This is a genomic window from Rhodococcus sp. JCM 9793 (assembly GCF_055380405.1).
In genome coordinates, this window is the sequence record NZ_AP043721.1 from 2601441 (window position 1) to 2625138 (window position 23698).

The following is a 23698-nucleotide window of genomic DNA, read 5'->3' on the forward strand; positions in this document are numbered from 1 at the left end:
CGGGCCTGAGGAGGTTCAAGCGAATGAAGGTTGTCGAGTCGCGGACATGCACTCGAAGGACGAGACTCGCCGCGCTCTCGGCAGCTGTCGTAGCACTGCCGTTGTTCTTCGGTGGAGCCACGGCCGCGGCCGACCCCGTTTGGGACAGTGAGCAGCCGCTCGCGGCCGCCGAGTCCGAGAACGGCTCCTACATCACGCGTATCGAGCAGTACGGTGAGCAGCAGCTCCTCGTCTACGTCCACTCGGCGTCGATGAACAAGGAAGTCCTGCTCGATGTGTGGCGCCCCGCAGACACCAGTGAGCCCCGCCCGACGCTGTACCTCCTGAACGGTGCAGGTGGCGGTGAGGACAGCGCGACGTGGCGGTTCCGCACCGATGCCATCGACTTCTTCAAGGACAAGAACCTCAACGTCGTCTCGCCGGTCGGTGGCAAGTGGAGCTACTACACCGACTGGAAGAACGAGGATCCGGTTCTCGGCGTGAACAAGTGGGAGACCTTCCTCACCAAGGAGATTCCGCCGCTGATCGACGCTGCACTCGGAACGAACGGGGTCAACGCGATCGCAGGTCTCTCCTCGTCCGGCACGTCGGTTCTCCAGCTCGCCATCGAAGGCGGCGATCTGTACCAGGGTGTGGCGGCATACAGCGGCTGCGCCCAGACCTCCGATCCGATCGGCCAGCAGTTCGTCAAGGTCACCACCGAGACGTGGGGCGGCGGCGACACTCGCAACATGTGGGGCGAGCTCGACGACCCGATGTGGCGCGAGAAGGATCCGTACGTCAACGCGGAACAGTTGCGCGGCCTCGAGCTGTACATCTCGAACGGAAACGGTCTGCCCGGCCCGTACGACACGCTCGACGGCCCCGAGATCGACGGCGAAGTCGATGTTCTCGCGAACCAGGTCGTAGTGGGCGGCGTGATCGAGGCAGCCACCAACTACTGCACGCACAACCTGAAGAACCGTCTGAACGAACTGGACATCCCCGCCACCTACAACTTCCGGGACTCGGGTAGCCACTCGTGGGGTTACTGGCAGGACGATCTGAAGGATTCGTGGCCGGTGCTTCAGCGCGCGCTCGGACTGTGATCCTCGCCGGACGCATTCGATCCGGAATCTGACGAACAAGGCCCCTCCTGCAGGGCGGGTTCACATGATCGTCGCAACACTCTCGATGAGAGGTTGCGACGATCATGTCGTTTCAGGAGGACTGCCTTCGGTTCGGTGACGAGCTGGCCCGGCTCACCGATGCCGGTATGCCAGTGAAAGAGGCGGCAGTCGTGATGGGGCTGCCTCGCGGTCGCCGCTATGCCATCCTGCAGGCGATCGGCCTGCCCGCCGGCCAGCCACGCGGTCCAGGCAAGAGCGGTGATCAACGTGGGGTCCCCGATCGAATGGTGATCGTGGCCGTGTTCGACAAGACCGGTTCGATCAACCAGGCCGCGAAAGCGTGCGGGGTCTCGCCTTCGGTCGCACGCAGAATCCTGGTCTCGGAGGGTCTGGTGACCAGCGAAAAGATCCCACCTCGAGGCAAGAGCGAGGCCAAACACCGCTTCGGGGAACTGGTCGCACAAGGCTGGTCGATAACGCGAGCTGCCCACGAAGTGGGCGTCCACACGCGCACTGCCCGTGACTGGCGCAAAGGCATCCGGAAGGTCGGCAACACGCGAGTCCATCCTGATGGCAGGGTCGTGGACTACAGGCGCGGAACCGTCTACGAACAGACGGTGACCAGTGCGATCTGTGATGATGCCGTAAAGCCTGCGGTCAGTGATCGCTCGGTCAGTGATCGCTACCTGTCGATCGAGGACCGGGTTGCGATCGCCGACGGCCTGGTGGTCAAGGACTCGCTGCGCACAATCGCTGCACGGATCGGCAAGAACGTCTCCACGGTCTCGCGGGAGGTACGCGGGCACAGCATCGAAGGCCGGTATCTGCCGTATCAGGCCGATCGGGTTGCTGCCGCGGCCCGGGCGCGGCCCAAGCAGTCCAAACTGGTTCAGAACGCGGTCCTGCGGGCAGCGGTCGAGGAAGGCTTGTCCCGGAAGTTGTCACCGGAACAGATCTCGCATCGCCTGCGCCGGGATCACCCTGACGACGAAAGCATGCGGGTGAGCCACGAGACGATCTACCAGGCATTGTATTTTCAGGCCCGCGGAGGACTGAAACGCGAAGTACAGCAGGCACTTCGAACCGGTCGAACGAGGCGTGCACCGCAGCACAAAGAGGGTGAACGGTATCAGCGGTTCACCGATCCGATGATCATGATCAGTGATCGGCCCGCCGAGGTCGCCGACCGCGCCGTACCCGGGCACTGGGAAGGCGATCTGATCACCGGTGAACAGAACAAGACCGCGATCGGCACCCTGGTCGAACGTTCCACCCGCTACACGATGCTGCTGTATCTACCCGACGGGCATGACGCCGAACAGGTCCGCGATGCGCTGATCGTGGCCATGCGTGAGTTGCCTGCGCATCTACGTGGGTCGCTGACGTGGGATCAAGGAGCCGAGATGGCCAGACACAAGCAGATCAGCGTCGCTACCGAGATGGCCGTCTACTTCTGCGACCCGGCCAGCCCCTGGCAACGCGGTAGCAACGAGAACACCAATGGACTGCTCCGGCAGTACTTCCCCAAAGGCACCGACCTCAGTGTCTACGGACCGGAAGACCTCGAGCATGTTGCCCAGGAACTCAACGGCCGTCCACGCAAGACGCTCGGCTGGGATACTCCAGCCGAGCGTCTGCGTGATCTAATCACCACCAACTAACAGCGGTGTTGCGTCGACCCCTTGAAACCGCCCAGGAGGGGCCTTGTTGCGCTTCGGGGCAGTGCCGGTCGGGCCGAGCGCTACGCGGTTCCGGGTGCGTCCGGAACAGTGCAGGGCACTTCGTGGGTGCCGGCATAGGCGGGATCGAGGGCCGACTTCAGCAGATACAGCGACTCGGGCAGCATCAGCATCGTCGAATGATCTGCGGGCGAGGTCGGGCACAGGTCCTGGACCCACTGGTTGTAGACCTCGGCCCCGGGGTCCGGCTCGAGGAACGAGCTCTCCGGAGGCGTCACGATCTCGTCGTGTCGGGTCGCAATCGACGTGTAGGTGATGCCCGGCAGTGTTTCGGGTCCGTTGTTGAGCGCCGCGAGCACCCGAGAACCGATGAGCTGCTGCTGACCGGCAACACCGAGATTGGTACCGGCGAACAGTGCCTGGGCGACGATGTCCTTCCCGTTCGTCAGACCGAGGATTGCCAGCGCCCCATACAGCTGCTGGAGCCCGTTGAAGGACGTACCGTGGTTCGTTGCTCCGAGCATGACGAGGTTCTCGACCTTGTTGCGCGCGGGGTCGACAGGATCGGCTCCATCTTCGAATTTCAGGTACTGCCTCGAAAGCATTCCACCTTGTGAATGACCCACCAGATCGACCTTGTCGCTTCCGGTGTGCTCGAGAACAGCGTCGACGAAGTCCCGTACCTCCACTGCGGACTGCTCGATGTCGGTGACGCCCCAGATCGTCGTGTCGGGATCGAACATGGCCTTCGCGCCGCCGTAGTTCAGTGCGTACACGCAATAGCCGAGGTCGGCGAGCTGTGGCGCGACGATGGGCCACGTCTGCATCATTCCCGACCCGGTTCCGTGTACGAGTACCACCGGGCGTGGATGCTCCGGCGACGGGACACAGTCGAGATCGTTCGTGCCTTCGGGACTGGGCCCCATCGTGGAGAGCAGCTCGGAGATGCGGTTGTCGCTCGTGGTGGGGGAATCTTGGGCGACCTCGCCAGGAGGCAGATCGGCGGTGGGCTGGGCGGACGCGATCGCCGGTGTGGTGGCCAGCGACGCCGAGACGGCAAGGGTAGCGGTGGCTGTGGCCACAGCGATCCGGCGCGCAAATTTCATCGGGGCTCCTCGGGCGGACAGCCGGGTCGTGGCGTATCCGTACCTGGTTGGACGCAAGTGAGGTTATCAGCGGCAGCTGTGTTCGTCCGTGAAGTTCAAGGTCATCCCTGTTGGGCCGCCCGTCGATAGCCGCGGATCGCCGGCACCAGGAACAGGAGGAACATCCCGAGCGACCACGCCAGAGTCTTGATCATCGGTTCGGCCAGTGGCCCACCCACTGCGAGTGCGCGCATGGTGTCGATCGCGCACGACATCGGCTGGTTGGCGACGATCGGCTGCAACCACGTCGGATAGGCCATGACCGGCACGAATCCCGAATTGAAGAACATCAGGAGGGTGCACACGATCGACACCATCTCGACGAGCGGGATCTTGGTCGACAGGGTGGCCAGAACGGTCACCATCATGGCGAATCCCATTCCGAACACGATGGGTACCACCAACATCAACAGCGTTGCCGGGATGCCCTGCGTGAACCGGAAGCCCATGACAACGCCTGCGGCGAAAATCACAATCGAGGTGACGAGCACGCGAACGGCCTCGGCCATCAGGCGCCCCACCAGTCCCGCTGATCGGTGGATCGGCAGCGTGTAGAAGCGGCTCAGCAGGCCGGACTCGCGTTCGGCGCGCAACCCGACCGCGCTGACGACGGAACCGAACATCGCACCCACCAGCACGATCATCGGCACCGTCCCGAAGATCGACGGCTGCCCCGTCGCGGCCGTGATGCTGTCGCCGAGCACGATCCGGAACATCACCAGCGTCAACGCGGGATAGATCAGTGCCTGGATCATCGTCGCCGGATCGCGGGCCCAGCGAAGGAGAAGCCGGCCGCACTGAAGGCGGCTGTGCTCCCACAACGCGGCGAAGGACCCTTCGTCGACCACGGCATTCGGTGCCGGATATCCGAACGACCCGGTTCCCGTTCCCATCGCAGTGTCCTGACTCATCGAGTCACCTCCGCCTCGTATTCGCCCACACGGCAAGAGGTAGACACACCACGGTCAGCCCGACCAGCCACAGCAGACTCGGGAAGAACACCTCCCAGGTGACCCCACCATCTGCCATGTCGCGCATCGCGAACGAGAACTGCGAGATCGGCTGGTTGCGTACGAACGGACGGATCCATTCGGGAAAACCCTGCTCGGGAACGAAACCGCACGACAGCATCCCGAGAATCAGCTGTGGAAGTGTCAGGGCCTGAGATGTCGCTTCGGGGCTCTTGGAGAGGCTGCCGATCGCGTCCGCTCCCAGACACAGCACGAGGCTGATCGCGAGTGCCGTCACTCCGAAGAGGACCGCTTGTCCGAGTCCGGCAGTGAACCGGAAGCCGATCACATAGCCGAACCCGATCGCGGCGAACAGCGAAATCACCGATCTCGTCAGCCCCGCCGTCATGCGCGAGAGCAGCGGTACGGTCGCGCCCACCGGCATCGTCTTCAGCCGGGTGGTCAGCCCGGTCGTGGCTTCTTGCGCTGCCATCTGGGCCGCCGAGATGGCGGTGAACGCCATCGATTGAAGGACGATGATCGGCATCAGGAACTGCGCGTAGTCGATGCCCTGCATCTGCATCACGAATTTCAGCGGCAGATAGAACCCGAGACCGAAGACGAACGGTGCGATCACGGCGACGATCAGTTCGCCGTATCGAGCCATCGTGCGCAGGGTGCGTCCGGTCAGCGCCGACCACTGCGACACCGAGTTCGGGTGGACACGCCGGTGCGAGCCCGACCGGCGGTCGGGAATGCTCACACCCGCGCTGCCCGGCATCCGACCCGCCGTCAGGTGTTCGGTGCGGGCCGTCACGCGGCCCCACCCGTCGCGGCGGTATCGAGTTCGGGGGGCTCGGTCGACGCGCTGTGTCCCGTCAACTGGAGGAAGACGTCGTCCAACGACGGCCGACGCAATCCGATATCGGCGAGTTCGATGTCGAGGGGCGATATCAGACCGAGTGCCTCCGTGAGGGTCACCGCTCCGTCGGGAGCCGGGATGGACACCCGGTCGAAGTCGCCGGGGGCCGCGAGATCGGCACGTGTGGTCTCGGGGACCAGGGATCCGAGCGCGTGCACGATCCGTGGTAGGTCCGCCGGATCGACGGGGACGATCTCGCAGTAGCTGCCTCCGGTCGAGGCCTTCAGTTCGTTCGCCGTCCCCCGGGCGATGACCGTCCCCTTGTCGATCACGATGATGTTGTCGCTCAGCACGTCGGCTTCTTCGAGGTACTGGGTGGTCAACAGGGTCGTGATGCCCTGCTTCTTCAGGGACTCGACCAGCGACCACACACCTTGACGCGACCGTGGATCGAGCCCGGTGGTGGGCTCGTCCAGGAACACGACCTCGGGCCGGACCACGAGTCCACACGCGATGTCGACACGGCGGCGCATACCACCCGAATAGCCCTTGACCGGTCGGCGTCCGGCCTCGACGAGGTCGAACTCGCGGAGCAGTTCGTCCGCGCGCAGCTTGGCCGAAGCCTTGTCGAGTCCCATCAATCGTCCGAACAGTACGAGGTTCTCCCGCCCGGTGAGGGTGTCGTCCAATGCTGCGAACTGCCCGGTCATCATGATCGAGCGCCTGACCGCCGCGGGATTGGTCTCGACATCGTGACCTGCAACGACGGCGCGCCCGCTCGAGGCTCGGATGAGTGTCGACAGGATCTTGACCATCGTGGTCTTGCCGGCACCGTTGGGGCCGAGCACTGCGAGGACCGAGCCCTCCGGAGCTGAGAAGTCGACACCGGCGAGTGCGTGAACATCCCCGAACGACTTGTGGACGTCCTCCACGAGGACTGCATGGTCGTGGTTGCTTCGCATCCGCCCCACCGTCAACTCGGTCCCTGTCGGGACTCGGTCATGGCCCGTCCAGCGGGTGTCCCCGCCTCCTGCGTCGAGATGCTACCGCTCGGAGACGTTCCCGGTCGGGTGTCCGAGAACGCCGGTTCGAGATGAGATCAGGACCAGATGCCGATCTCGTCCAGATGCCGGACGAGGCGGCGTGCCCCGTCGGTGAAGTGTTCGCGGGTCTCGGTTCCGGCCGTGTCCGGGTCGTGCTCGCGAAGAGCGCCGAGAATTCTCTGGTGAGCGGCGACGGCCTCGACACCCCATTCCGGGTCGGACGAGTAGAAGTGCGCGGGCGTGTATCGCGTCGCGTTGTGGAGGAACCACGCGAGTTTTCGGGCGGCAGCGGCCCGATTGAGTGTCCGGTGGAAGGAGAACTCGAGGGCTTCGATGCGTGCACCGTCGCCGGTCTGCACCGCGTCGCTGAACCTGACGTTGATGTCGTCGAGTTCGGTGATCGTGTCGAGACCGATTGTTTCCGCGGCACGCGCGGCGAGCTTCTCGGCAATGCGTCCCTGCAGCCAGAACACGTCGTCGATGTCCGACCGGGTCAGCGGTGCGACGACGTAACCGCGGTGTGGAACCAGCTCGACCAGGCCCTCACCGCGAAGGGTGAGCAGGGCCTCACGAACCGGGGTGACACTGACCCCGAGTTCGGCCGCAGTCTCGTCGAGCCGCACGAAATCACCCGGGCGCACGCCGCCCGACATGATCCTGTTGCGGACGAACGACGCGACATCATCCGACAGTTGGGGTCGTCGCCCGAGGCTTCGGGACGAGCCGGACGGGTCGGGCGAGGGCATCGGCTTCTCCTGTGTTTCATCATCGGTGTCAGGCGGGTCGCCCGGCATGTCGATCGGGGCATTATCGCGTACGGCGCCGTCTCGTGCAGTGAAATCCCGGCAACGGCGAAGGCCCTTCGTGGCGTCTGTGCGTGCACCGGTATGCCGATTCGGCGCCGGCGGACCATTCGTGCTTCCCTGAACAGATGGGTAGTGCATTGTCTCGCCGCCGGATGTTGGGTTCTCTCGCGGGAGGCGCGCTGCTTCTGAGTACGGCCACCGCGCAGCGTAGCCACGCGACGCCGGGGCATCGTCGCCACGCGACACCGGGACACAGACTCCCGGATCCGGGCACCGTTGATGCGACGGACCCCGCTCTGTTGAGCGCAGTCGAGGCTGCGAGTCTCCTGCATGCCGGCCGGTTGCATCCGAAGGAACTGCTCGATGCGTGCCTGGCGCGGACGCGAGAATTCGATGGTGCGATCGGCGCGTGGGTCCGGCTGTATCCGGAGTTCGCGTACGCCGCCGCCGACGCTGCGGGGGAGAGGCTCACGCGGGCGCGGAGCGAGGGGACTCCGGCACCCGACGTCTGTGGTCTGCCGATCGCGCTCAAGGATCTGTTCGCGGTGTCGGGGCTGCCGCTCACCGCGTCGAGCAGAGTGCTCGAAGGGAACATCGCCGCCGGACACTCCGGTGTGTGGAGCAAGCTCGAGGGCGCCGGTGCACTCCTCATGGGGCATGCCCACACCGACGAGTTCGCGATCGGTGTCGCGACGCCACAAGTGGGTAACCCGTGGAACACCGAGATGTCACCGGGTGGGTCGTCGGGCGGCAGTGCTGCGGTCCTCGCTGCCCGTTTCGCCCCGCTGGCGGTCGGGAGCGACACCGGAGGGTCGGTGCGGTTGCCCGCGAGCGCGTGCGGGATCTCGTCGATCAAACCCACCTACGGGCGGATCACCTCGCACGGCATGATTCCTCTGACCTGGACCCGCGATCACGTCGGGCCCATGGGCCGGAGCCTCGCCGACGCATCATTGATGTTGTCGACCCTCGCAACCGTCGACGTCGACGACCCGATCACCGCGCTCGGACCCCCGGTTCCGGCAGGTGGTTATCCGCTGGCGGCGAAGGGCGGTGCGTCACCGTTGGCGGGGGTTCGGCTGGGGCTTCCGCCATCGGAACTCCCGTCGTCGCTGCAGACCCTGTTCGACGATGCCATCCAGGTCGTGCGTTCGCTGGGCGCCGAGATCGTTCCTGTGGTGATGCCACCGACACCGACGTCGCTGGCGACAGGTGATGTGGTCGAAATGGGTTCGTATCACCGGCAATTCGCTGATCGAATCGGTCTGTATCGACCGGAGCGGGCGGTCAGTGTCGGTACGGCGATCGCGTCGCTGGCGGTCCCGGTCGTGGACTACCTGATGCTCGAGCGCGACCGATTGCGCTACCAGTACGACTACAACAGTCTCTTCGTCGACAACGATCTCGACGCGGTCATGATCCCCGGGACTCGGGTGGACGGCGCGCGGCGCGAGGAGTTCCTCGGCGTGAGTGTGACGGAAGGCGTCATGGGCGACGTCAAGTGGGCCAATTACTCGGGTGCACCAGTTGTGACGCTTCCGGTGGGGCGGTCGTCGGCAACAGGAATGCCGTTCGGTGTGCAACTCGGTGCCAGGCCCTGGCAGGACGAACGGATCATCGAAATCGGCCTCGAGCTGCAGGAAGCGATCCCGGTGTGGCGGGACCTGCCGGATCTGGCGCCGGCGCCGGGAGCGGCGCCCGAGGTGTTGCAGGTCGCACCAGGCACCGGACCCGACCCGACCAACACGGCGGATGCGGCCGCGCCGTTGCGGACGCCCCCGATGAACGCGATGGATTGAGGCTTCAGTATCGACCGGGACGGCATTCGCCGGAGTTGTACTCAGCGGAGAATTACTGCATACTGGTCGGGTTGCCTTGACCGGGCCATGGATGTTTCGCGGCTCGGAACGGTGAAAGTAGTAACAGTCGCGGATTAGCCTTTACGGCCAGGTCGCGGCCACATGCAAGACGGAAGCAGCACCAGCGTGCGCTCGTATGAGCGCATCCGGTCCCGTTCTGTGCGGTGTCGAAGCGAAAGTTTCGGCGCCGAGGAATGAGCGGCGGAGCGACACGCCCGACCGCGTGGACCGGAGAACAATGACAGATGAACAGCGGCAGCGGATCGGGTGAGCCCGGATCGCTATGTGTATGAGTGCTGTTCTCTGTCGCCGTTCCAATCGGAACTGTGCAGACGAGGTGGTTCCCGATTCATTCGGGTGCTACGAAACGCGGCAAGAAAAGGACACTAAGCGTGGCGGGACAGAAGATCCGCATCAGGCTCAAGGCCTATGACCACGAGGCGATCGACGCATCTGCGCGAAAGATCGTCGAGACGGTCACCCGTACGGGTGCCCGCGTGGTCGGCCCGGTGCCGTTGCCTACGGAAAAGAACGTGTACTGCGTCATTCGCTCGCCGCACAAGTACAAGGACTCGCGCGAGCACTTCGAGATGCGTACTCACAAGCGGCTGATCGACATCCTCGACCCGACGCCGAAGACGGTCGACGCACTCATGCGCATCGACCTCCCGGCGAGCGTCGACGTCAACATTCAGTGACTTACAGCGAGCTTGTAGAAGACGCAGCGGAGAGAACAGATGACTAACCAGATCAAGGGAATCCTGGGCACCAAGCTCGGCATGACCCAGGTCTTCGACGAGAACAACCGGGTCGTCCCGGTCACCGTCGTCAAGGCCGGACCGAACGTGGTCACGCAGATTCGCACCGAGGAGCGCGACGGCTACAACGCCGTGCAGCTCGCCTTCGGTGCCATTGCACCGCGCAAGGTCAACAAGCCGGTCCGCGGCCAGTTCGACAAGGCAGGCGTGACCCCGCGTCGTCACCTCGTCGAGCTTCGTGTCGAGGACTCCTCGGAGTACGAGGTCGGCCAGGAACTGACCGCAGAGGTGTTCGAGGACGGCGCATTCGTCGACATCACGGGCACCTCCAAGGGCAAGGGCTTCGCCGGCACCATGAAGCGTCACGGCTTCGCCGGTCAGGGCGCTTCGCACGGTGCGCAGGCTGTGCACCGTCGTCCCGGCTCCATCGGTGGCTGCGCCACCCCGGGCCGTGTCTTCAAGGGCACGCGCATGTCCGGCCGTATGGGTAGCGACCGCGTCACGACGCAGAACCTCTCCGTCCACAAGGTGGACGCCGAGAACGGTCTGCTGCTTATCAAGGGCGCGATCCCCGGCCGCAAAGGCGGCCTCGTGATCGTCAAGACTGCAGTGAAGGGTGGTGCACGGGCATGACCAGCACCGAGACCGCAACCAAGCTGACGCTGGACGTCAAGGCAGCAGGTGGCAAGACCACCGGCACCGTCGATCTCCCCGCTGAGATCTTCGACGCCCCGGCCAACATCGCGTTGCTTCACCAGGTGGTTGTCGCGCAGCTCGCTGCCGCACGCCAGGGCACGCACTCGACCAAGACGCGCGGCGAGGTCCGTGGCGGTGGTCGTAAGCCGTACCGCCAGAAGGGAACCGGCCGCGCACGTCAGGGCTCGACCCGTGCGCCGCAGTTCGTCGGCGGCGGCGTCGTCCACGGCCCGCAGCCGCGCGACTACAGCCAGCGCACCCCCAAGAAGATGAAGGCAGCCGCACTGCGCGGTGCCCTCTCCGACCGGGCGCGCAACGAGCGCATCCACGTGGTCACCGAGCTCGTCGCGGGTCAGACCCCGTCGACGAAGTCGGCCCGCACCTTCCTCGGTGAACTCACCGATCGGAAGAAGGTGCTCCTCGTGGTCGGACGTGCAGACGTCGCGGCGTGGAAGAGCGTGCAGAACCTGCAGAACGTCCATGCGCTCGCACCCGATCAGCTGAACACCTACGACGTCCTCTACAGCGACGACATCGTGTTCAGTGTCGAGGCGCTCAACGCGTTCATCCACGGGCCGGCCGAGTCGGCTCAGGAAGTCAAGGAGGAGAGCAAGTGAGCACGATCGCCGATCCGCGCGACATCCTGCTGGCTCCCGTCGTCTCCGAGAAGTCCTACGGACTGATGGAAGAGGGCACCTACACCTTCCTGGTCCACCCGGACTCGAACAAGACGCAGATCAAGATTGCCGTCGAGAAGATCTTCGGCGTCAAGGTGAGCAGCGTCAACACCGCCAACCGTCAGGGCAAGCGCAAGCGGACGCGGTCCGGTTACGGCAAGCGCAAGGACACCAAGCGCGCGCTCGTAACTCTGACTGCCGACAGCAAGCCCATCGAGATCTTCGGAGGCCCGGTCGCCTAGGCGCCGGAACTCGCGAGAGATAGAGGACGAGAAGACTCATGGCAATCCGTAAGTACAAGCCGACTACGCCGGGCCGTCGTGGCGCCAGTGTGTCGGACTTCGCCGAGATCACTCGGTCGACGCCCGAGAAGTCGCTGATCCGCCCGCTGCACGGTCGCGGTGGTCGTAACGCGCACGGTCGTATCACGACCCGGCACAAGGGTGGCGGACACAAGCGCGCATACCGCTTGATCGATTTCCGCCGCAACGACAAGGACGGCATCCCGGCCAAGGTCGCTCACATCGAGTACGACCCCAACCGCACCGCCCGCATCGCGCTGCTCCACTACGTGGACGGCGAGAAGCGCTACATCATCGCCCCCAAGGGCCTGGTTCAGGGTGCTCCGATCGAGTCCGGCCCGACGGCCGACATCAAGCCGGGCAACAACCTGCCCCTGCGCAACATCCCGACCGGTACCACCATCCACGCGGTGGAGCTGCGTCCCGGCGGCGGAGCCAAGATGGCCCGTTCGGCCGGCGCGAGCATTCAGCTCCTCGGTAAGGAAGGCACCTACGCCACGCTGCGTATGCCGTCCGGTGAGATCCGTCGCGTCGACGTGCGCTGCCGCGCAACCGTCGGCGAGGTCGGCAACGCCGAACAGTCGAACATCAACTGGGGCAAGGCCGGACGTATGCGTTGGAAGGGCAAGCGCCCGACCGTCCGTGGTGTGGTCATGAACCCCGTCGACCACCCGCACGGTGGTGGCGAGGGCAAGACCTCGGGTGGTCGCCACCCGGTCAGCCCGTGGGGCAAGCCCGAAGGCCGCACCCGCAAGAACAAGGCGTCCGACAAGCTGATCGTCCGTCGTCGCCGTACCGGCAAGAACAAGCGCTAGTCAAGGAGGGAGTTAGAGAATGCCACGCAGCCTCAAGAAAGGCCCGTTCGTCGACGACCACCTCCTGGCTAAGGTGGACGTCCAGAACGAGAAGGGCACCAAGCAGGTCATCAAGACCTGGTCGCGCCGTTCCACGATTCTGCCGGACTTCATCGGTCACACGTTTGCCGTCCATGACGGACGCAAGCACGTTCCGGTGTTCGTCTCGGATTCGATGGTCGGCCACAAGCTCGGTGAATTCGCACCGACCCGTACGTTCAAGGGCCACATCAAGGACGACCGGAAGAGCAAGCGTCGATGAGTACTGAAACCACAAACCCGAGCGCTCGGGCTGTTGCGCGCCACGTGCGCGTGACCCCGATGAAGGCGCGCCGCGTCGTCGACATCGTTCGCGGAAAGTCCGTCGAGGAAGCCCTCGCAATTCTGAAGTTCGCGCCGCAGGCCGCTGCAGAACCGGTCGCCAAGGTGATCGCCTCTGCAGCTGCAAACGCGCAGAACAACCTGAACCTCGACCCCAACACGCTCGTTGTTGCGACGGCGTACGTGGACGAGGGCGCAACCCTCAAGCGGTTCCAGCCGCGTGCACAGGGTCGCGCGTTCCGTATCCGCAAGCGGTCGAGCCACATCACCGTGATCGTGGAGAGCGTCGGCTCGAACTCGTCTCGTAACCGCCGGAAGGGAGCTCAGTAGTGGGCCAGAAGATCAACCCGCACGGCTTCCGTCTGGGCATCACCACCGACTGGAAGTCGCGTTGGTACGCAGACAAGCAGTACGCGGACTACGTGAAGGAAGACGTCGCGATCCGTAAGTTCCTGGCCTCCGGCCTCGAGCGTGCAGGTATCGCGAAGGTCGAGATCGAGCGCACCCGCGATCGTGTGCGTGTGGACATCCACACCGCGCGTCCGGGCATCGTCATCGGCCGCCGCGGCGCCGAGGCCGATCGCATCCGCGCCGAGCTCGAGAAGCTGAGCGGCAAGCAGGTTCAGCTCAACATCCTCGAGGTCAAGAACGCCGAGTCCGAGGCTCAGCTGGTGGCGCAGGGCGTCGCAGAGCAGCTCTCGAACCGCGTGGCGTTCCGCCGGGCGATGCGCAAGGCCATTCAGTCGGCCATGCGTCAGCCCAACGTCAAGGGCATCCGCGTGCAGTGCTCGGGCCGCCTCGGTGGCGCCGAGATGTCGCGCTCGGAGTTCTACCGCGAAGGTCGCGTCCCGCTGCACACGTTGCGCGCGGACATCGACTACGGCCTCTACGAGGCGAAGACCACCTTCGGTCGCATCGGCGTGAAGGTCTGGATCTACAAGGGCGACATCGTCGGTGGCCGTCGTGAGCTCGCTGCTGCTGCAGCTGCTCCCGCTGACCGCCCGCGTCGTGAGCGTCCGAGCCGCCCGCGTCGCTCCGGCGCCTCGGGCACCACCGCGACGAGCACCGAAGCGGGACGGGCTGCCGATGCCCCGGCTTCGGCAGAGAACAAGGAGGGCTGACGCAATGTTGATCCCCCGGCGGGTCAAACACCGCAAGCAGCACCATCCGAGCCGTTCGGGTAACGCCAAGGGCGGGACCCAGGTCGCCTTCGGTGAGTACGGCATCCAGGCTCTCGAGCCGGCCTACATCACGAACCGGCAGATCGAAGCCGCTCGTATCGCCATGACCCGACACATCAAGCGTGGCGGCAAGATCTGGATCAACATCTTCCCGGATCGCCCGCTCACGAAGAAGCCGGCCGAAACCCGCATGGGTTCCGGTAAGGGTTCGCCGGAGTGGTGGGTCGCGAACGTCAAGCCCGGTCGCGTGCTGTTCGAGATGAGCTACCCGAACGAGGAGATTGCTCGTGAGGCCCTGCGCCGCGCGATGCACAAGCTCCCGTGCAAGTGCCGGATCGTGACGAGGGAGGAGCAGTTCTGATGGCTACCGAAACTCCCGCCGCAGAACTTCGCGAGCTCACCGAGGAAGAGTTGACCTCGAAGCTTCGCGAGTCCAAGGAAGAGCTGTTCAACCTCCGCTTCCAGATGGCTACCGGTCAGCTGGACAACAACCGACGACTGCGCACCGTGCGTAACGAGATCGCTCGTATCTACACGGTTCTGCGTGAGCGTGAGCTCGGTCTGGCCACCGGCCCGGATGCGGGTGACGTGGCATGAGTGAGGAAAAGGCAGTGACCCAGAACGAAGAGCGCGCGAGCCGTAAGGTCCGCATCGGCTACGTCGTCTCGGACAAGATGGAAAAGACCATCGTGGTCGAGCTCGAGGATCGCGTGAAGCACCCGCTGTACGGCAAGATCATCCGCCGTACCACCAAGGTGAAGGCACACGATGAGAACGGTCTCGCCGGCATCGGCGATCGCGTGCAGCTGATGGAGACCCGTCCGCTGTCCGCGTCGAAGCGCTGGCGTCTGGTCGAGGTGCTCGAGAAGGCCAAGTAGGCCTTTCACACCTCGTGTGATGAAATTCCTCGGCCCGGCATCCATTTCGGATGTCGGGCCGAGTTCGTGTTCGGAGTGCGGGTGAGTGCGCGAAGTGCAGTGCAACACACCCGGATCCGGGGTCGGGAGCGAGCTCACAGTTCGCTAATTTGCCCCGGGTACGGTATATGGCCTACTCTGGACGGGTTGCTTCACGGGACCCGTGTGTCTTCCGCACGTGCGCCGTGAGCAGCCGACGACCGCGTACGTCCAGGTCGGAAATCTGACGTACATACCAATCCAGGTCAAGGAGACGTAAGTGATCCAGCAGGAGTCGCGACTGCGTGTCGCCGACAACACGGGTGCCAAGGAGATTCTCTGCATCCGCGTTCTCGGTGGCTCGGGCCGTCGCTACGCCGGTATCGGTGACATCATTGTCGGCACCGTGAAGGACGCCATCCCCGGCGGCAATGTCAAGCGTGGTGAGGTCGTCAAGGCCGTCATCGTGCGCACCACCAAGGAGCGCCGTCGGCCGGACGGCTCGTACATCAAGTTCGACGAGAACGCTGCTGTCCTCATCAAGGGCGACAACGATCCTCGCGGTACCCGCATCTTCGGACCCGTCGGTCGCGAGCTTCGCGACAAGCGGTTCATGAAGATCGTCTCGCTCGCACCGGAGGTGCTGTGATGAAGGTACACAAGGGCGACACCGTGCTCGTCATCTCGGGTAAGGACAAGGGCGCGAAGGGTAAGGTCATCGCGGCCTTCCCGCGCGAGAACCGTGTCCTCGTCGAGGGCGTGAACCGGATCAAGAAGCACACCGCGGTCTCGGCCAACGAGCGTGGCGCCTCTTCGGGCGGCATCGTGACGCAGGAGGCCTCGATCCACGTTTCGAACGTTGCGGTCGTCGACTCGGACGGAAACGCCACTCGCGTCGGCTACCGGACCGATGAGGAAACCGGCAAGCGCGTTCGGATTTCCCGGAAGAACGGGAAGGACATCTGACATGACCACCACTGAGAACAAGATCCAGCCGCGCCTGAAGACCCGCTACCGCGCGGAGATCCGTGACGCGCTGAACACCGAGTTCGCCTACGCGAACGTCATGCAGATCCCCGGCGTCGTGAAGGTCGTCGTCAACATGGGTGTCGGCGACGCCGCCCGCGACGCGAAGCTCATCAACGGTGCGGTCAACGACCTCGCGTTGATCACCGGTCAGAAGCCGGAGATCCGCAAGGCTCGTAAGTCCATCGCGCAGTTCAAGCTTCGCGAGGGTATGCCCATCGGTGCGCGCGTCACGCTGCGTGGCGATCGCATGTGGGAGTTCCTGGACCGTCTCGTGTCCATCGCGCTTCCCCGTATCCGCGACTTCCGTGGCCTGAACGGCAACCAGTTCGATGGCAACGGCAACTACACGTTCGGCCTGAACGAGCAGTCGATGTTCCACGAGATCGATGTGGACAAGATCGACCGCCCGCGCGGTATGGACATCACTGTCGTGACCACCGCTACCAACAACGAAGAAGGCCGTGCCCTGCTCAAGCACCTCGGCTTCCCGTTCAAGGAGAACTGAGCCCATGGCTAAGAAGGCACTGGTCAACAAGGCCAACAAGAAGCCGAAGTTCGCGGTCCGTGGCTACACGCGCTGCCAGCGTTGCGGTCGTCCGCACTCGGTGTTCCGCAAGTTCGGTCTCTGCCGTATCTGCCTCCGTGAGATGGCACACGCCGGCGAGCTTCCGGGAGTTCACAAGAGCTCCTGGTGACGTGAGCGGGTGGGCGGAGCGCCTCGTGCTTCCGCCCACCGTCACGCTGTCAGGGGTCGGCCCATTTCGGGTCGGCTCGCATTGAAACCAAATTCGCTGTAGGCCCACGGCCGGGTTCTCCCGGTGTTGCATGGGAACCGCTCCGAGAAAGGTGTACAGGTCAGACCATGACCATGACCGACCCCATCGCAGACTTCTTGACGCGTCTGCGTAACGCCAACACGGCGTTCCACGACGAGGTCAAGCTCCCGTCATCGAAGATCAAGGTGAACATCGCCGAGATCCTCAAGCGCGAGGGCTACATCTCCGACTACCGCACCGAAGACGCCGAGGTCGGCAAGACCCTCGTCGTCGACCTCAAGTACGGGCCTTCCCGTGAGCGCAGCCTTGCCGGCGTGCGCCGCGTGTCGAAGCCCGGCCTTCGCGTGTACGCGAAGTCCACCAACCTGCCCAAGGTCCTGGGCGGACTCGGCGTGGCGATCATCTCCACGTCCTCCGGTCTGCTCACCGATCGCCAGGCGGCCAAGCAGAGGGTAGGCGGGGAAGTCCTCGCCTACGTCTGGTAAGGGAGGCCACCACAATGTCGCGAATCGGAAAACTCCCCGTTGCAGTTCCCTCGGGTGTCGAGGTGAACATCGATGGCCAGAACGTCGCAGTGAAGGGCCCCAAGGGCAACCTGGCGCTGACGATCTCTGAGCCCATCACCATCGCCAAGGGCGACGACGGGGCACTGAACATCAACCGCCCCAACGACGAGCGTCGCAGCCGTGCACTGCACGGTCTGTCGCGGACCCTGGTGCACAATCTCATCGTCGGTGTGACCGAGGGTTACACCATCAAGATGGAGATCTTCGGCGTCGGCTACCGCGTGGCGCTCAAGGGCAAGGACCTCGAGTTCTCGCTCGGCTTCAGCCACCCGGTGCTCATCGAGGCCCCTGAAGGCATCACCTTCGCCGTCGAGGCCCCCACGAAGTTCTCGATTGCGGGTATCGACAAGCAGCAGGTCGGCCAGATCGCGGCCAACGTCCGTCGTTTGCGTAAGTCCGACCCGTACAAGGGCAAGGGCATCCGCTACGAGGGCGAGCAGGTCCGTCGCAAGGTCGGAAAGACGGGTAAGTGATCATGAGCCAGACCGAGAACCAGAAGGCCAAGCGGATCCCGCGCGGCAAGGATGCGTCCACCACGCGTCGGCTGTCGAAGACGCGTCGTCACTTCCGCCTCCGCAAGAAGATCGCCGGAACGGCAGAGCGTCCGCGCCTCGTCGTCAACCGCTCGTCGCGTCACATGCACGTGCAGGTCATCAACGACCTCACCGGCACGACCGTTGCCGCAGCGTCGACCATCGAGGCCGACGTGCGTGCACTCGAGGGCGACAAGAAGGCGCGCGGCGCCAAGGTCGGACAGCTGATCGCCGAGCGCGCGAAGGCTGCCGGCGTGGAATCCGTGGTCTTCGACCGCGGCGGACACACCTACAGTGGCCGAATCGCGGCCCTCGCGGACGCAGCGCGCGAGAGCGGGCTGAAGTTCTGATGATCATCTTTGCGAACGGAAGGAACGTCTGATGCCGGGACGTCAGCGGCGTGACGGCGGAAACGGCCCCGCCGGACAGAATGGCCCCAACACCGGGGACAACCGTGGTGGTCGCGGAGACCGCCGCGATCGCGACTCGCGCGGCGGTAATGCTGCCGAGCGGTCGAACCACATCGAGCGTGTCGTCTCGATCAACCGTGTGTCGAAGGTCGTCAAGGGCGGCCGTCGCTTCAGCTTCACCGCGCTGGTGATCGTCGGAGACGGCAACGGTGTGGTCGGCGTCGGCTACGGCAAGGCCAAGGAAGTTCCCGCGGCCATCACCAAGGGTGTCGAGGAAGCTCGCAAGAACTTCTTCCGCGTTCCGCTCATCGGCGGAACCATCACCCACCCGGTTCAGGGAGAAGCTGCTGCAGGCGTCGTCATGCTGCGTCCGGCTTCCCCCGGTACCGGTGTGATCGCCGGTGGCGCGGTGCGCGCCGTGCTGGAGTGCGCGGGCATCTCCGACATCCTGTCGAAGTCGCTCGGCTCCGACAATGCCATCAACGTGGTGCACGCGACGGTTGCAGGCCTCAAGGCGTTGCAGCGTCCGGAGGAAGTCGCGGCTCGCCGTGGCCTGCCCCTCGAGGACGTCGCTCCCGCCGGCATGCTTCGCGCTCGCGCACTGGCTGCTGGGAGCGTGAAGTAATGGCAGAGCTGAAGATCACCCAGATCAAGAGCACCATCGGTACCAAGCAGAATCAGCGTGACAGCCTGCGCACCCTCGGCCTGCGGAAGATCCGCCAGTCGGTGGTCCGTGAGGACAACGCGCAGAACCGTGGCTTGATCAACGTGGTGCGTCACCTCGTGACCGTTGAGGAGGTCTGAGAATGACCATCAAGCTGCATCATCTGCGTCCCGCTCCGGGCGCGAAGACGGACAAGACCCGCGTCGGACGCGGTGAGGGTTCGAAGGGTAAGACCGCTGGTCGCGGTACGAAGGGCACCAAGGCGCGTAAGAACGTCTCGGCAGCCTTCGAAGGTGGCCAGATGCCCCTGCACATGCGTCTGCCGAAGCTCAAGGGCTTCAAGAACGCATTCCGCACCGAGTACCAGGTCGTCAACGTCAGCGACATCGCCCGGGTCTTCCCCGAGGGTGGCCAGATCGGCGTCGACGAGCTCGTGGCCAATGGCCTGGTTCGTAAGAACCAGCTCGTGAAGGTCCTCGGCGAGGGCGAGATCACGGTTGCCGTTCAGGTTTCCGCGAACAAGTTCTCCGGCTCCGCCAAGGAGAAGATCGCCGCTGCCGGTGGCACTGCAACCGAACTGGCCTGACCGGTTCGATTTGCATGAATCACGGCTGACGAACGGCCGCGGTGCAGTCGATGACTGCGCCGCGGCCGTTCGCGTATCTCTGTGCTGCCGTACGCTTGTGACGTATTTGCAGCGCGTTGCACCCTGCGCGTCGCCCTTCCGGTGATCCTGACCGGTGGCCGCCGGGGTGCGCACTGTTAGAGTTCTAGAGTTGTCTACTGTCCGACGGGCCTATCCGGCCTGTCGCTCCCGATCGGCCTGCCAGGAGGATTCTTGCTTTCCGCCTTCGTCTCGGCCCTCAGGACACCGGACCTGAGGCGGAAGATCCTCATCGCCCTCGGGCTGGTGGCTCTGTACCGTCTCGGCGCCTCGGTGCCGTCCCCGGGCGTCGACTACGGAAACGTCCAGGCGTGTGTCGACCAGCTCGCCGGCAGCGAACAGGCCGGCATCTACTCCCTGATCAATCTGTTCTCGGGTGGTGCCCTCCTTCAGCTGTCGGTGTTCGCTATCGGCATCATGCCGTTCATCACCGCGAGCATCATCGTGCAGTTGCTCACCGTCGTGATCCCCAGATTCGAGGAACTCCGCAAGGAGGGCCAAGCGGGTCAGGCCAAGATGACGCAGTACACGCGATATCTGGCCGTGGCGCTTGCCGTCCTGCAGGCGACCGGCATCGTGGCGCTCGCCGCCCGAGGCCAGCTGCTGCAGGGCTGTGCCGAGCCGATCCTGGCCGACGACGGCGTCTTCAGCATGGTCGTCATCGTTCTCGTCATGACCGCAGGTGCCGCAGTGGTGATGTGGTTCGGCGAACTGATCACCGAGCGCGGTGTCGGCAACGGCATGTCGATCCTGATCTTCTCCGGTATCGCGTCTGCGCTGCCGACCGAAGGCCGGACGATCCTCGAATCCCGCGGTGGTCTCGTCTTCGCGATCGTGCTGGTCGTCGCGCTGCTTCTGATCTCCGGCGTCGTCTTCGTCGAGCAGGGCCAGCGTCGTATCCCGGTGCAGTACGCCAAGCGGATGGTGGGTCGCCGCATGTACGGCGGCTCGTCGACGTACCTGCCGCTGAAGGTCAACCAGGCCGGCATCATCCCGGTGATCTTCGCGTCGTCGCTGCTGTATCTGCCGAACCTGATCGCTCAGCTCACCGGTGCAACCACCAACCCCGAGCCGAGCTGGTGGCAGCGCATCATCAATGAGTATCTCGTCAACCCCAACAACCCGGTCTACATCGCGTTGTACTTCGGGTTGATCGTGTTCTTCGTGTTCTTCTACGTGGCCATCACGTTCAACCCCGAGGAACGCGCCGACGAGATGAAGAAGTACGGGGGCTTCATCCCGGGTATCCGCCCGGGCCGGCCCACCGCTGAATATCTCAGTTACGTGCTCAACCGCATCACGGTTCCGGGCTCGATCTACCTCGGTCTCATCGCAGTACTTCCGAACTTCTTCCTGTCGGGCGGTCAGACCGCCAGCAGCATCTTCGGCGGCGCAGCGGTGCTCATTCTCGTCAGTGTCGCGCTGGACACTGTCAAGCAGATCGAAAGTCAATTGATGCAGCGCAACTACGAAGGGTTCCTCAAGTGAGACTTGTACTCCTCGGTCCTCCCGGTGCCGGCAAAGGCACACAGGCCGCAATCCTGTCCGAGAAGCTCGGCGTTCCCGCGATCTCGACCGGCGATCTCTTCCGCGCCAATATCGGGCAGGGCACCGCGCTCGGCTTGGAGGCCAAGAAGTACATCGACGCCGGAGACCTCGTCCCCGCGGAGATCACGAACAACATGGTGCGGGAGCGGCTCGCGGAGCCCGACGCCGCGAACGGATTCCTGCTCGACGGCTTTCCCCGTAGCGTCGAGCAGGCCGAGGAACTCGGCAACATCCTGAAGAACCTGGACACCGCCCTCGACGGTGTGCTGTCGTTCGTCATCGACGAGGACGTCGTCGTCGAGCGCATGCTCGCTCGCGGCCGCGCCGACGACACCGAGGACGTCATCCGCAACCGCCTCCGGGTCTACCGGGAAGAGACTGCGCCGTTGCTCGACCACTATGCAGATGTCCTCATTACTGTCGATGCTGTCGGTGAGGTCGAGGAAATCAACGCGCGCGCCCTCTCGGCGCTCGGCAAGTAGACACAGGATTTCGGTATGGGTTTCGGGCGCAAGCGCAAGGTGGTTCCGTTCCGCACTTCCGGCGAACTCGATGCGATGGCAGCCGCTGGTGCCATCGTGGGAGACGCACTCGTCGCGGTGCGAGATGCGGCGAAGCCGGGCGTGAGCACCCTGGAACTCGATCGGGTGGCGGAAGCGGTGATCCGTGATGCGGACGCCGTTCCGTCGTTCCTGGGATATCACGGCTTCACCGGGTCCATCTGTTCGTCGGTCAACGACAGGGTCGTCCACGGCATCCCGTCGGCAGACGAGATCCTCGTCGAGGGCGACCTGGTGTCGATCGACTGCGGTGCGATCCTCGACGGATGGCACGGCGACTCGGCGTGGAGTTTCGGGGTGGGGGAGCTGTCCGCCGCGGACTCCGACCTCAGCGACGCCACGCGCTTGTCGATGGAGGCGGGAATCGCCGCAATGATCGCCGGCAACCGCCTTACTGACGTGTCCCACGCGATCGAAGAGGGCACGCACGCCGCGGAGCGTCTGCACGGACGTCCGTACGGCATCGTCGACGGCTACGGTGGCCACGCCATCGGCCGCGAGATGCACATGGATCCGTTTCTCCCCAACGAGGGCAAACCGGGCAAGGGCCCGCAGCTCGTCGTGGGTTCGGTGCTGGCGATCGAGCCGATGCTCACTCTCGGCACCTACGAGACCGTGGTGCTCGAGGACGAGTGGACCGTCGTGACCACCGACGGCAGCCGCGCTGCGCACTGGGAGCACACCGTGGCGGTCACCGAGGACGGTCCACGCATTCTCACTCTCCGCCCCGAGTAGTCGGTCACACTTCGACGAGCAGGGTCACCGGGCCGTCGTTGACGAGACTCACTTCCATTCGGGCACCGAACACCCCCGACTCGACATGCGCACCGAGCGCACGCAACGCCGACGTGAACTCGTCGATCAGCGGTTCGGCCACGGGTGCGGGCGCCGCCGCCGACCATGACGGGCGTCGGCTCTTCCTCGTGTCCGCCATCAAGGTGAATTGGCTGACGACCAGCAGTGGAGCGTTCAGATCGGACGCCGACTTCTCCTCCTCGAGAATCCTCATCGTCCAGACCTTCCGTGCGAGTGTCGCCGCCTTCGCTGCGTCGTCGTCGTGGGTGACGCCGACCAGGACGAGCAGCCCGTGGCGACCGTCCGTGGGCGTGATCCGCGCGATCTCCGCTCCGTCGACTGCGACGGACGCGGTGGTGACCCGTTGAATCAGTGCACGCACGTGTGCCTCCTTACATCATCGCCATTTGGCCTGGTGAGAAACTTCCCGTAATATCGATCGGTGGTGCGCGCTGCGCTCCGGTCGGTCTGCGTCGACATGTTCTTCGCAACGGGATTCCGGGGATGCCGAGCGTCACGGTATCGGATGCCGGTGCAACCACACGTCGAACAACGGATCGCGGAGGATATGGCTAAGAAGGACGGCGCAATCGAGGTCGAGGGTCGGGTTATCGAACCGCTTCCCAATGCGATGTTCCGCATCGAGCTGGAGAATGGCCACAAGGTGCTGGCCCACATCAGCGGCAAGATGCGGCAGCACTACATTCGTATCCTTCCCGAGGACCGGGTTGTCGTGGAGCTCTCGCCCTACGACCTCACGCGTGGACGCATCGTCTACCGCTACAAGTAACAGACTTCCCCGGCCGAACGGTCGGGGAAAAACATGTCTCCGGAAGGGCTTGCGCCGTGTCCGGGGGCGCGCATACAGGAGATCGGACGCACGTGAAGGTTCAGCCTAGCGTCAAGAAGATCTGCGAGAAGTGCAAGGTGATCCGTCGTAACGGTCGGGTCATGGTGATCTGCGAGAACCTGCGTCACAAGCAGCGTCAGGGCTAGATCTACCTTCCTCGCGAAG

At 64.4% G+C, this 23698-nt stretch carries 35 protein-coding genes; 29 read left to right on the plus strand and 6 right to left on the minus strand.

Annotated features, from left to right (window positions below; translation table 11 throughout):
• Positions 1-23: 23 nt before the first annotated feature.
• Together ACZ46K_RS13985 and ACZ46K_RS13990 are read left to right on the plus strand one after the other, a co-directional pair.
• Positions 24-1088: an alpha/beta hydrolase gene (locus ACZ46K_RS13985; RefSeq protein WP_054806343.1), complete on the plus strand. Its 1065-nt coding sequence runs from the start codon at positions 24-26 to the stop codon at positions 1086-1088.
• Positions 1089-1561: 473 nt separating this feature from the next.
• A complete protein-coding gene (locus ACZ46K_RS13990; protein WP_464749314.1) occupies positions 1562-2770 on the plus strand; it encodes an IS30 family transposase in 1209 nt (402 codons plus the stop codon).
• An 80-nt stretch (positions 2771-2850) separates the two neighbouring features.
• On the opposite strand, the gene ACZ46K_RS13995 is transcribed toward ACZ46K_RS13990, so the two are convergent.
• The 5 genes from ACZ46K_RS13995 to ACZ46K_RS14015 all read right to left on the minus strand — a co-directional run bounded on the left by ACZ46K_RS13995 (position 2851) and on the right by ACZ46K_RS14015 (position 7534).
• The gene (locus ACZ46K_RS13995; protein ID WP_464748799.1) at positions 2851-3894 is read right to left on the minus strand and encodes an esterase/lipase family protein; all 1044 of its coding nucleotides are present in this window, start codon (positions 3892-3894) and stop codon (positions 2851-2853) included.
• A 101-nt stretch (positions 3895-3995) separates the two neighbouring features.
• Positions 3996-4826, minus strand: a complete 831-nt coding sequence (locus ACZ46K_RS14000) for an ABC transporter permease (RefSeq protein ID WP_464749315.1) — start codon at positions 4824-4826, stop codon at positions 3996-3998.
• A gap of 22 nt (positions 4827-4848) precedes the next feature.
• On the minus strand, positions 4849-5664 hold the full coding sequence (locus tag ACZ46K_RS14005) for an ABC transporter permease (protein WP_464749316.1): 816 nt from the start codon (positions 5662-5664) through the stop codon (positions 4849-4851).
• 32 nt (positions 5665-5696) lie between these two features.
• On the minus strand, positions 5697-6707 hold the full coding sequence (locus ACZ46K_RS14010) for an ATP-binding cassette domain-containing protein (protein ID WP_464748801.1): 1011 nt from the start codon (positions 6705-6707) through the stop codon (positions 5697-5699).
• 137 nt (positions 6708-6844) lie between these two features.
• Positions 6845-7534, minus strand: a complete 690-nt coding sequence (locus ACZ46K_RS14015) for a GntR family transcriptional regulator (RefSeq protein ID WP_054807413.1) — start codon at positions 7532-7534, stop codon at positions 6845-6847.
• A gap of 185 nt (positions 7535-7719) precedes the next feature.
• Here ACZ46K_RS14015 and ACZ46K_RS14020 point away from each other — a divergent pair, with 185 nt between their 5' ends.
• The 25 genes from ACZ46K_RS14020 to map all read left to right on the plus strand — a co-directional run bounded on the left by ACZ46K_RS14020 (position 7720) and on the right by map (position 22623).
• Positions 7720-9393: an amidase gene (locus ACZ46K_RS14020; protein ID WP_464748803.1), complete on the plus strand. Its 1674-nt coding sequence runs from the start codon at positions 7720-7722 to the stop codon at positions 9391-9393.
• Between the two features lie 452 nt (positions 9394-9845).
• The gene (gene rpsJ / locus ACZ46K_RS14025; protein ID WP_003938093.1) at positions 9846-10151 is read left to right on the plus strand and encodes a 30S ribosomal protein S10; all 306 of its coding nucleotides are present in this window, start codon (positions 9846-9848) and stop codon (positions 10149-10151) included.
• Positions 10152-10190: 39 nt separating this feature from the next.
• Positions 10191-10844 carry a 50S ribosomal protein L3 gene (gene rplC, locus ACZ46K_RS14030; RefSeq protein ID WP_169685519.1) on the plus strand — a complete coding sequence of 218 codons (654 nt, stop codon included), beginning with the start codon at positions 10191-10193 and terminating at the stop codon, positions 10842-10844.
• Positions 10841-11524, plus strand: a complete 684-nt coding sequence (gene rplD, locus ACZ46K_RS14035) for a 50S ribosomal protein L4 (RefSeq protein WP_464748805.1) — start codon at positions 10841-10843, stop codon at positions 11522-11524. The genes rplC and rplD overlap by 4 nt, the downstream gene beginning before the upstream one ends.
• Positions 11521-11826 (plus strand): 50S ribosomal protein L23, encoded by a 306-nt coding sequence (rplW, locus tag ACZ46K_RS14040; protein WP_464748807.1) that lies wholly within the window; start codon positions 11521-11523, stop codon positions 11824-11826. Before rplD ends, rplW begins: the two co-directional genes overlap by 4 nt.
• Positions 11827-11864: 38 nt before the next feature.
• Positions 11865-12701 (plus strand): 50S ribosomal protein L2, encoded by an 837-nt coding sequence (rplB, locus tag ACZ46K_RS14045; protein ID WP_054809894.1) that lies wholly within the window; start codon positions 11865-11867, stop codon positions 12699-12701.
• 19 nt (positions 12702-12720) lie between these two features.
• Positions 12721-13002, plus strand: coding sequence for a 30S ribosomal protein S19 (gene rpsS / locus ACZ46K_RS14050; RefSeq protein ID WP_054719989.1), 282 nt, complete (start codon positions 12721-12723; stop codon positions 13000-13002).
• Positions 12999-13391 carry a 50S ribosomal protein L22 gene (rplV, locus tag ACZ46K_RS14055; protein ID WP_464748809.1) on the plus strand — a complete coding sequence of 131 codons (393 nt, stop codon included), beginning with the start codon at positions 12999-13001 and terminating at the stop codon, positions 13389-13391. Before rpsS ends, rplV begins: the two co-directional genes overlap by 4 nt.
• Entirely contained in the window at positions 13391-14182 is a 792-nt protein-coding gene (gene rpsC / locus ACZ46K_RS14060; protein WP_464748811.1) for a 30S ribosomal protein S3, read from the plus strand. The genes rplV and rpsC overlap by 1 nt, the downstream gene beginning before the upstream one ends.
• Before the next feature lie 4 nt (positions 14183-14186).
• Complete coding sequence (gene rplP / locus ACZ46K_RS14065; RefSeq protein WP_330137174.1) at positions 14187-14603, plus strand: 50S ribosomal protein L16; 417 nt, start codon at positions 14187-14189, stop codon at positions 14601-14603.
• A complete protein-coding gene (rpmC, locus tag ACZ46K_RS14070) occupies positions 14603-14839 on the plus strand; it encodes a 50S ribosomal protein L29 (protein ID WP_054716697.1) in 237 nt (78 codons plus the stop codon). Before rplP ends, rpmC begins: the two co-directional genes overlap by 1 nt.
• The gene (gene rpsQ, locus ACZ46K_RS14075) at positions 14836-15120 is read left to right on the plus strand and encodes a 30S ribosomal protein S17 (protein ID WP_054805954.1); all 285 of its coding nucleotides are present in this window, start codon (positions 14836-14838) and stop codon (positions 15118-15120) included. Before rpmC ends, rpsQ begins: the two co-directional genes overlap by 4 nt.
• Positions 15121-15418: 298 nt before the next feature.
• Positions 15419-15787, plus strand: a complete 369-nt coding sequence (gene rplN, locus ACZ46K_RS14080; RefSeq protein WP_054809899.1) for a 50S ribosomal protein L14 — start codon at positions 15419-15421, stop codon at positions 15785-15787.
• Complete coding sequence (rplX, locus tag ACZ46K_RS14085; RefSeq protein WP_054805956.1) at positions 15787-16104, plus strand: 50S ribosomal protein L24; 318 nt, start codon at positions 15787-15789, stop codon at positions 16102-16104. Before rplN ends, rplX begins: the two co-directional genes overlap by 1 nt.
• Before the next feature lies 1 nt (position 16105).
• Positions 16106-16672 (plus strand): 50S ribosomal protein L5, encoded by a 567-nt coding sequence (rplE, locus tag ACZ46K_RS14090; protein WP_054805957.1) that lies wholly within the window; start codon positions 16106-16108, stop codon positions 16670-16672.
• A gap of 4 nt (positions 16673-16676) precedes the next feature.
• Entirely contained in the window at positions 16677-16862 is a 186-nt protein-coding gene (locus ACZ46K_RS14095; protein ID WP_054805958.1) for a type Z 30S ribosomal protein S14, read from the plus strand.
• A gap of 167 nt (positions 16863-17029) precedes the next feature.
• Positions 17030-17428 (plus strand): 30S ribosomal protein S8, encoded by a 399-nt coding sequence (gene rpsH, locus ACZ46K_RS14100; RefSeq protein ID WP_054809900.1) that lies wholly within the window; start codon positions 17030-17032, stop codon positions 17426-17428.
• A 14-nt stretch (positions 17429-17442) separates the two neighbouring features.
• Positions 17443-17982, plus strand: coding sequence for a 50S ribosomal protein L6 (gene rplF, locus ACZ46K_RS14105; protein WP_464748814.1), 540 nt, complete (start codon positions 17443-17445; stop codon positions 17980-17982).
• Positions 17983-17984: 2 nt separating this feature from the next.
• On the plus strand, positions 17985-18392 hold the full coding sequence (gene rplR / locus ACZ46K_RS14110; protein ID WP_054716703.1) for a 50S ribosomal protein L18: 408 nt from the start codon (positions 17985-17987) through the stop codon (positions 18390-18392).
• 31 nt (positions 18393-18423) lie between these two features.
• Entirely contained in the window at positions 18424-19077 is a 654-nt protein-coding gene (rpsE, locus tag ACZ46K_RS14115) for a 30S ribosomal protein S5 (protein ID WP_054805961.1), read from the plus strand.
• Positions 19077-19256, plus strand: a complete 180-nt coding sequence (rpmD, locus tag ACZ46K_RS14120; RefSeq protein WP_054805962.1) for a 50S ribosomal protein L30 — start codon at positions 19077-19079, stop codon at positions 19254-19256. Before rpsE ends, rpmD begins: the two co-directional genes overlap by 1 nt.
• A 2-nt stretch (positions 19257-19258) precedes the next feature.
• Positions 19259-19702 carry a 50S ribosomal protein L15 gene (rplO, locus tag ACZ46K_RS14125; RefSeq protein WP_464748816.1) on the plus strand — a complete coding sequence of 148 codons (444 nt, stop codon included), beginning with the start codon at positions 19259-19261 and terminating at the stop codon, positions 19700-19702.
• 252 nt (positions 19703-19954) lie between these two features.
• Complete coding sequence (secY, locus tag ACZ46K_RS14130) at positions 19955-21268, plus strand: preprotein translocase subunit SecY (protein WP_464748818.1); 1314 nt, start codon at positions 19955-19957, stop codon at positions 21266-21268.
• Positions 21265-21810, plus strand: coding sequence for an adenylate kinase (locus ACZ46K_RS14135; RefSeq protein ID WP_054809903.1), 546 nt, complete (start codon positions 21265-21267; stop codon positions 21808-21810). The genes secY and ACZ46K_RS14135 overlap by 4 nt, the downstream gene beginning before the upstream one ends.
• Positions 21811-21825: 15 nt before the next feature.
• Entirely contained in the window at positions 21826-22623 is a 798-nt protein-coding gene (gene map / locus ACZ46K_RS14140) for a type I methionyl aminopeptidase (protein ID WP_464748820.1), read from the plus strand.
• Positions 22624-22627: 4 nt separating this feature from the next.
• Here map and dtd read toward each other — a convergent pair whose 3' ends face one another.
• A complete protein-coding gene (dtd, locus tag ACZ46K_RS14145) occupies positions 22628-23065 on the minus strand; it encodes a D-aminoacyl-tRNA deacylase (protein ID WP_464748822.1) in 438 nt (145 codons plus the stop codon).
• A gap of 186 nt (positions 23066-23251) precedes the next feature.
• Between dtd and infA the strand changes: the two genes are divergently transcribed.
• Together infA and rpmJ are read left to right on the plus strand one after the other, a co-directional pair.
• Entirely contained in the window at positions 23252-23473 is a 222-nt protein-coding gene (gene infA / locus ACZ46K_RS14150) for a translation initiation factor IF-1 (RefSeq protein ID WP_006554587.1), read from the plus strand.
• A gap of 92 nt (positions 23474-23565) precedes the next feature.
• Positions 23566-23679 (plus strand): 50S ribosomal protein L36, encoded by a 114-nt coding sequence (rpmJ, locus tag ACZ46K_RS14155; protein ID WP_003938068.1) that lies wholly within the window; start codon positions 23566-23568, stop codon positions 23677-23679.
• Positions 23680-23698: the final 19 nt, after the last annotated feature.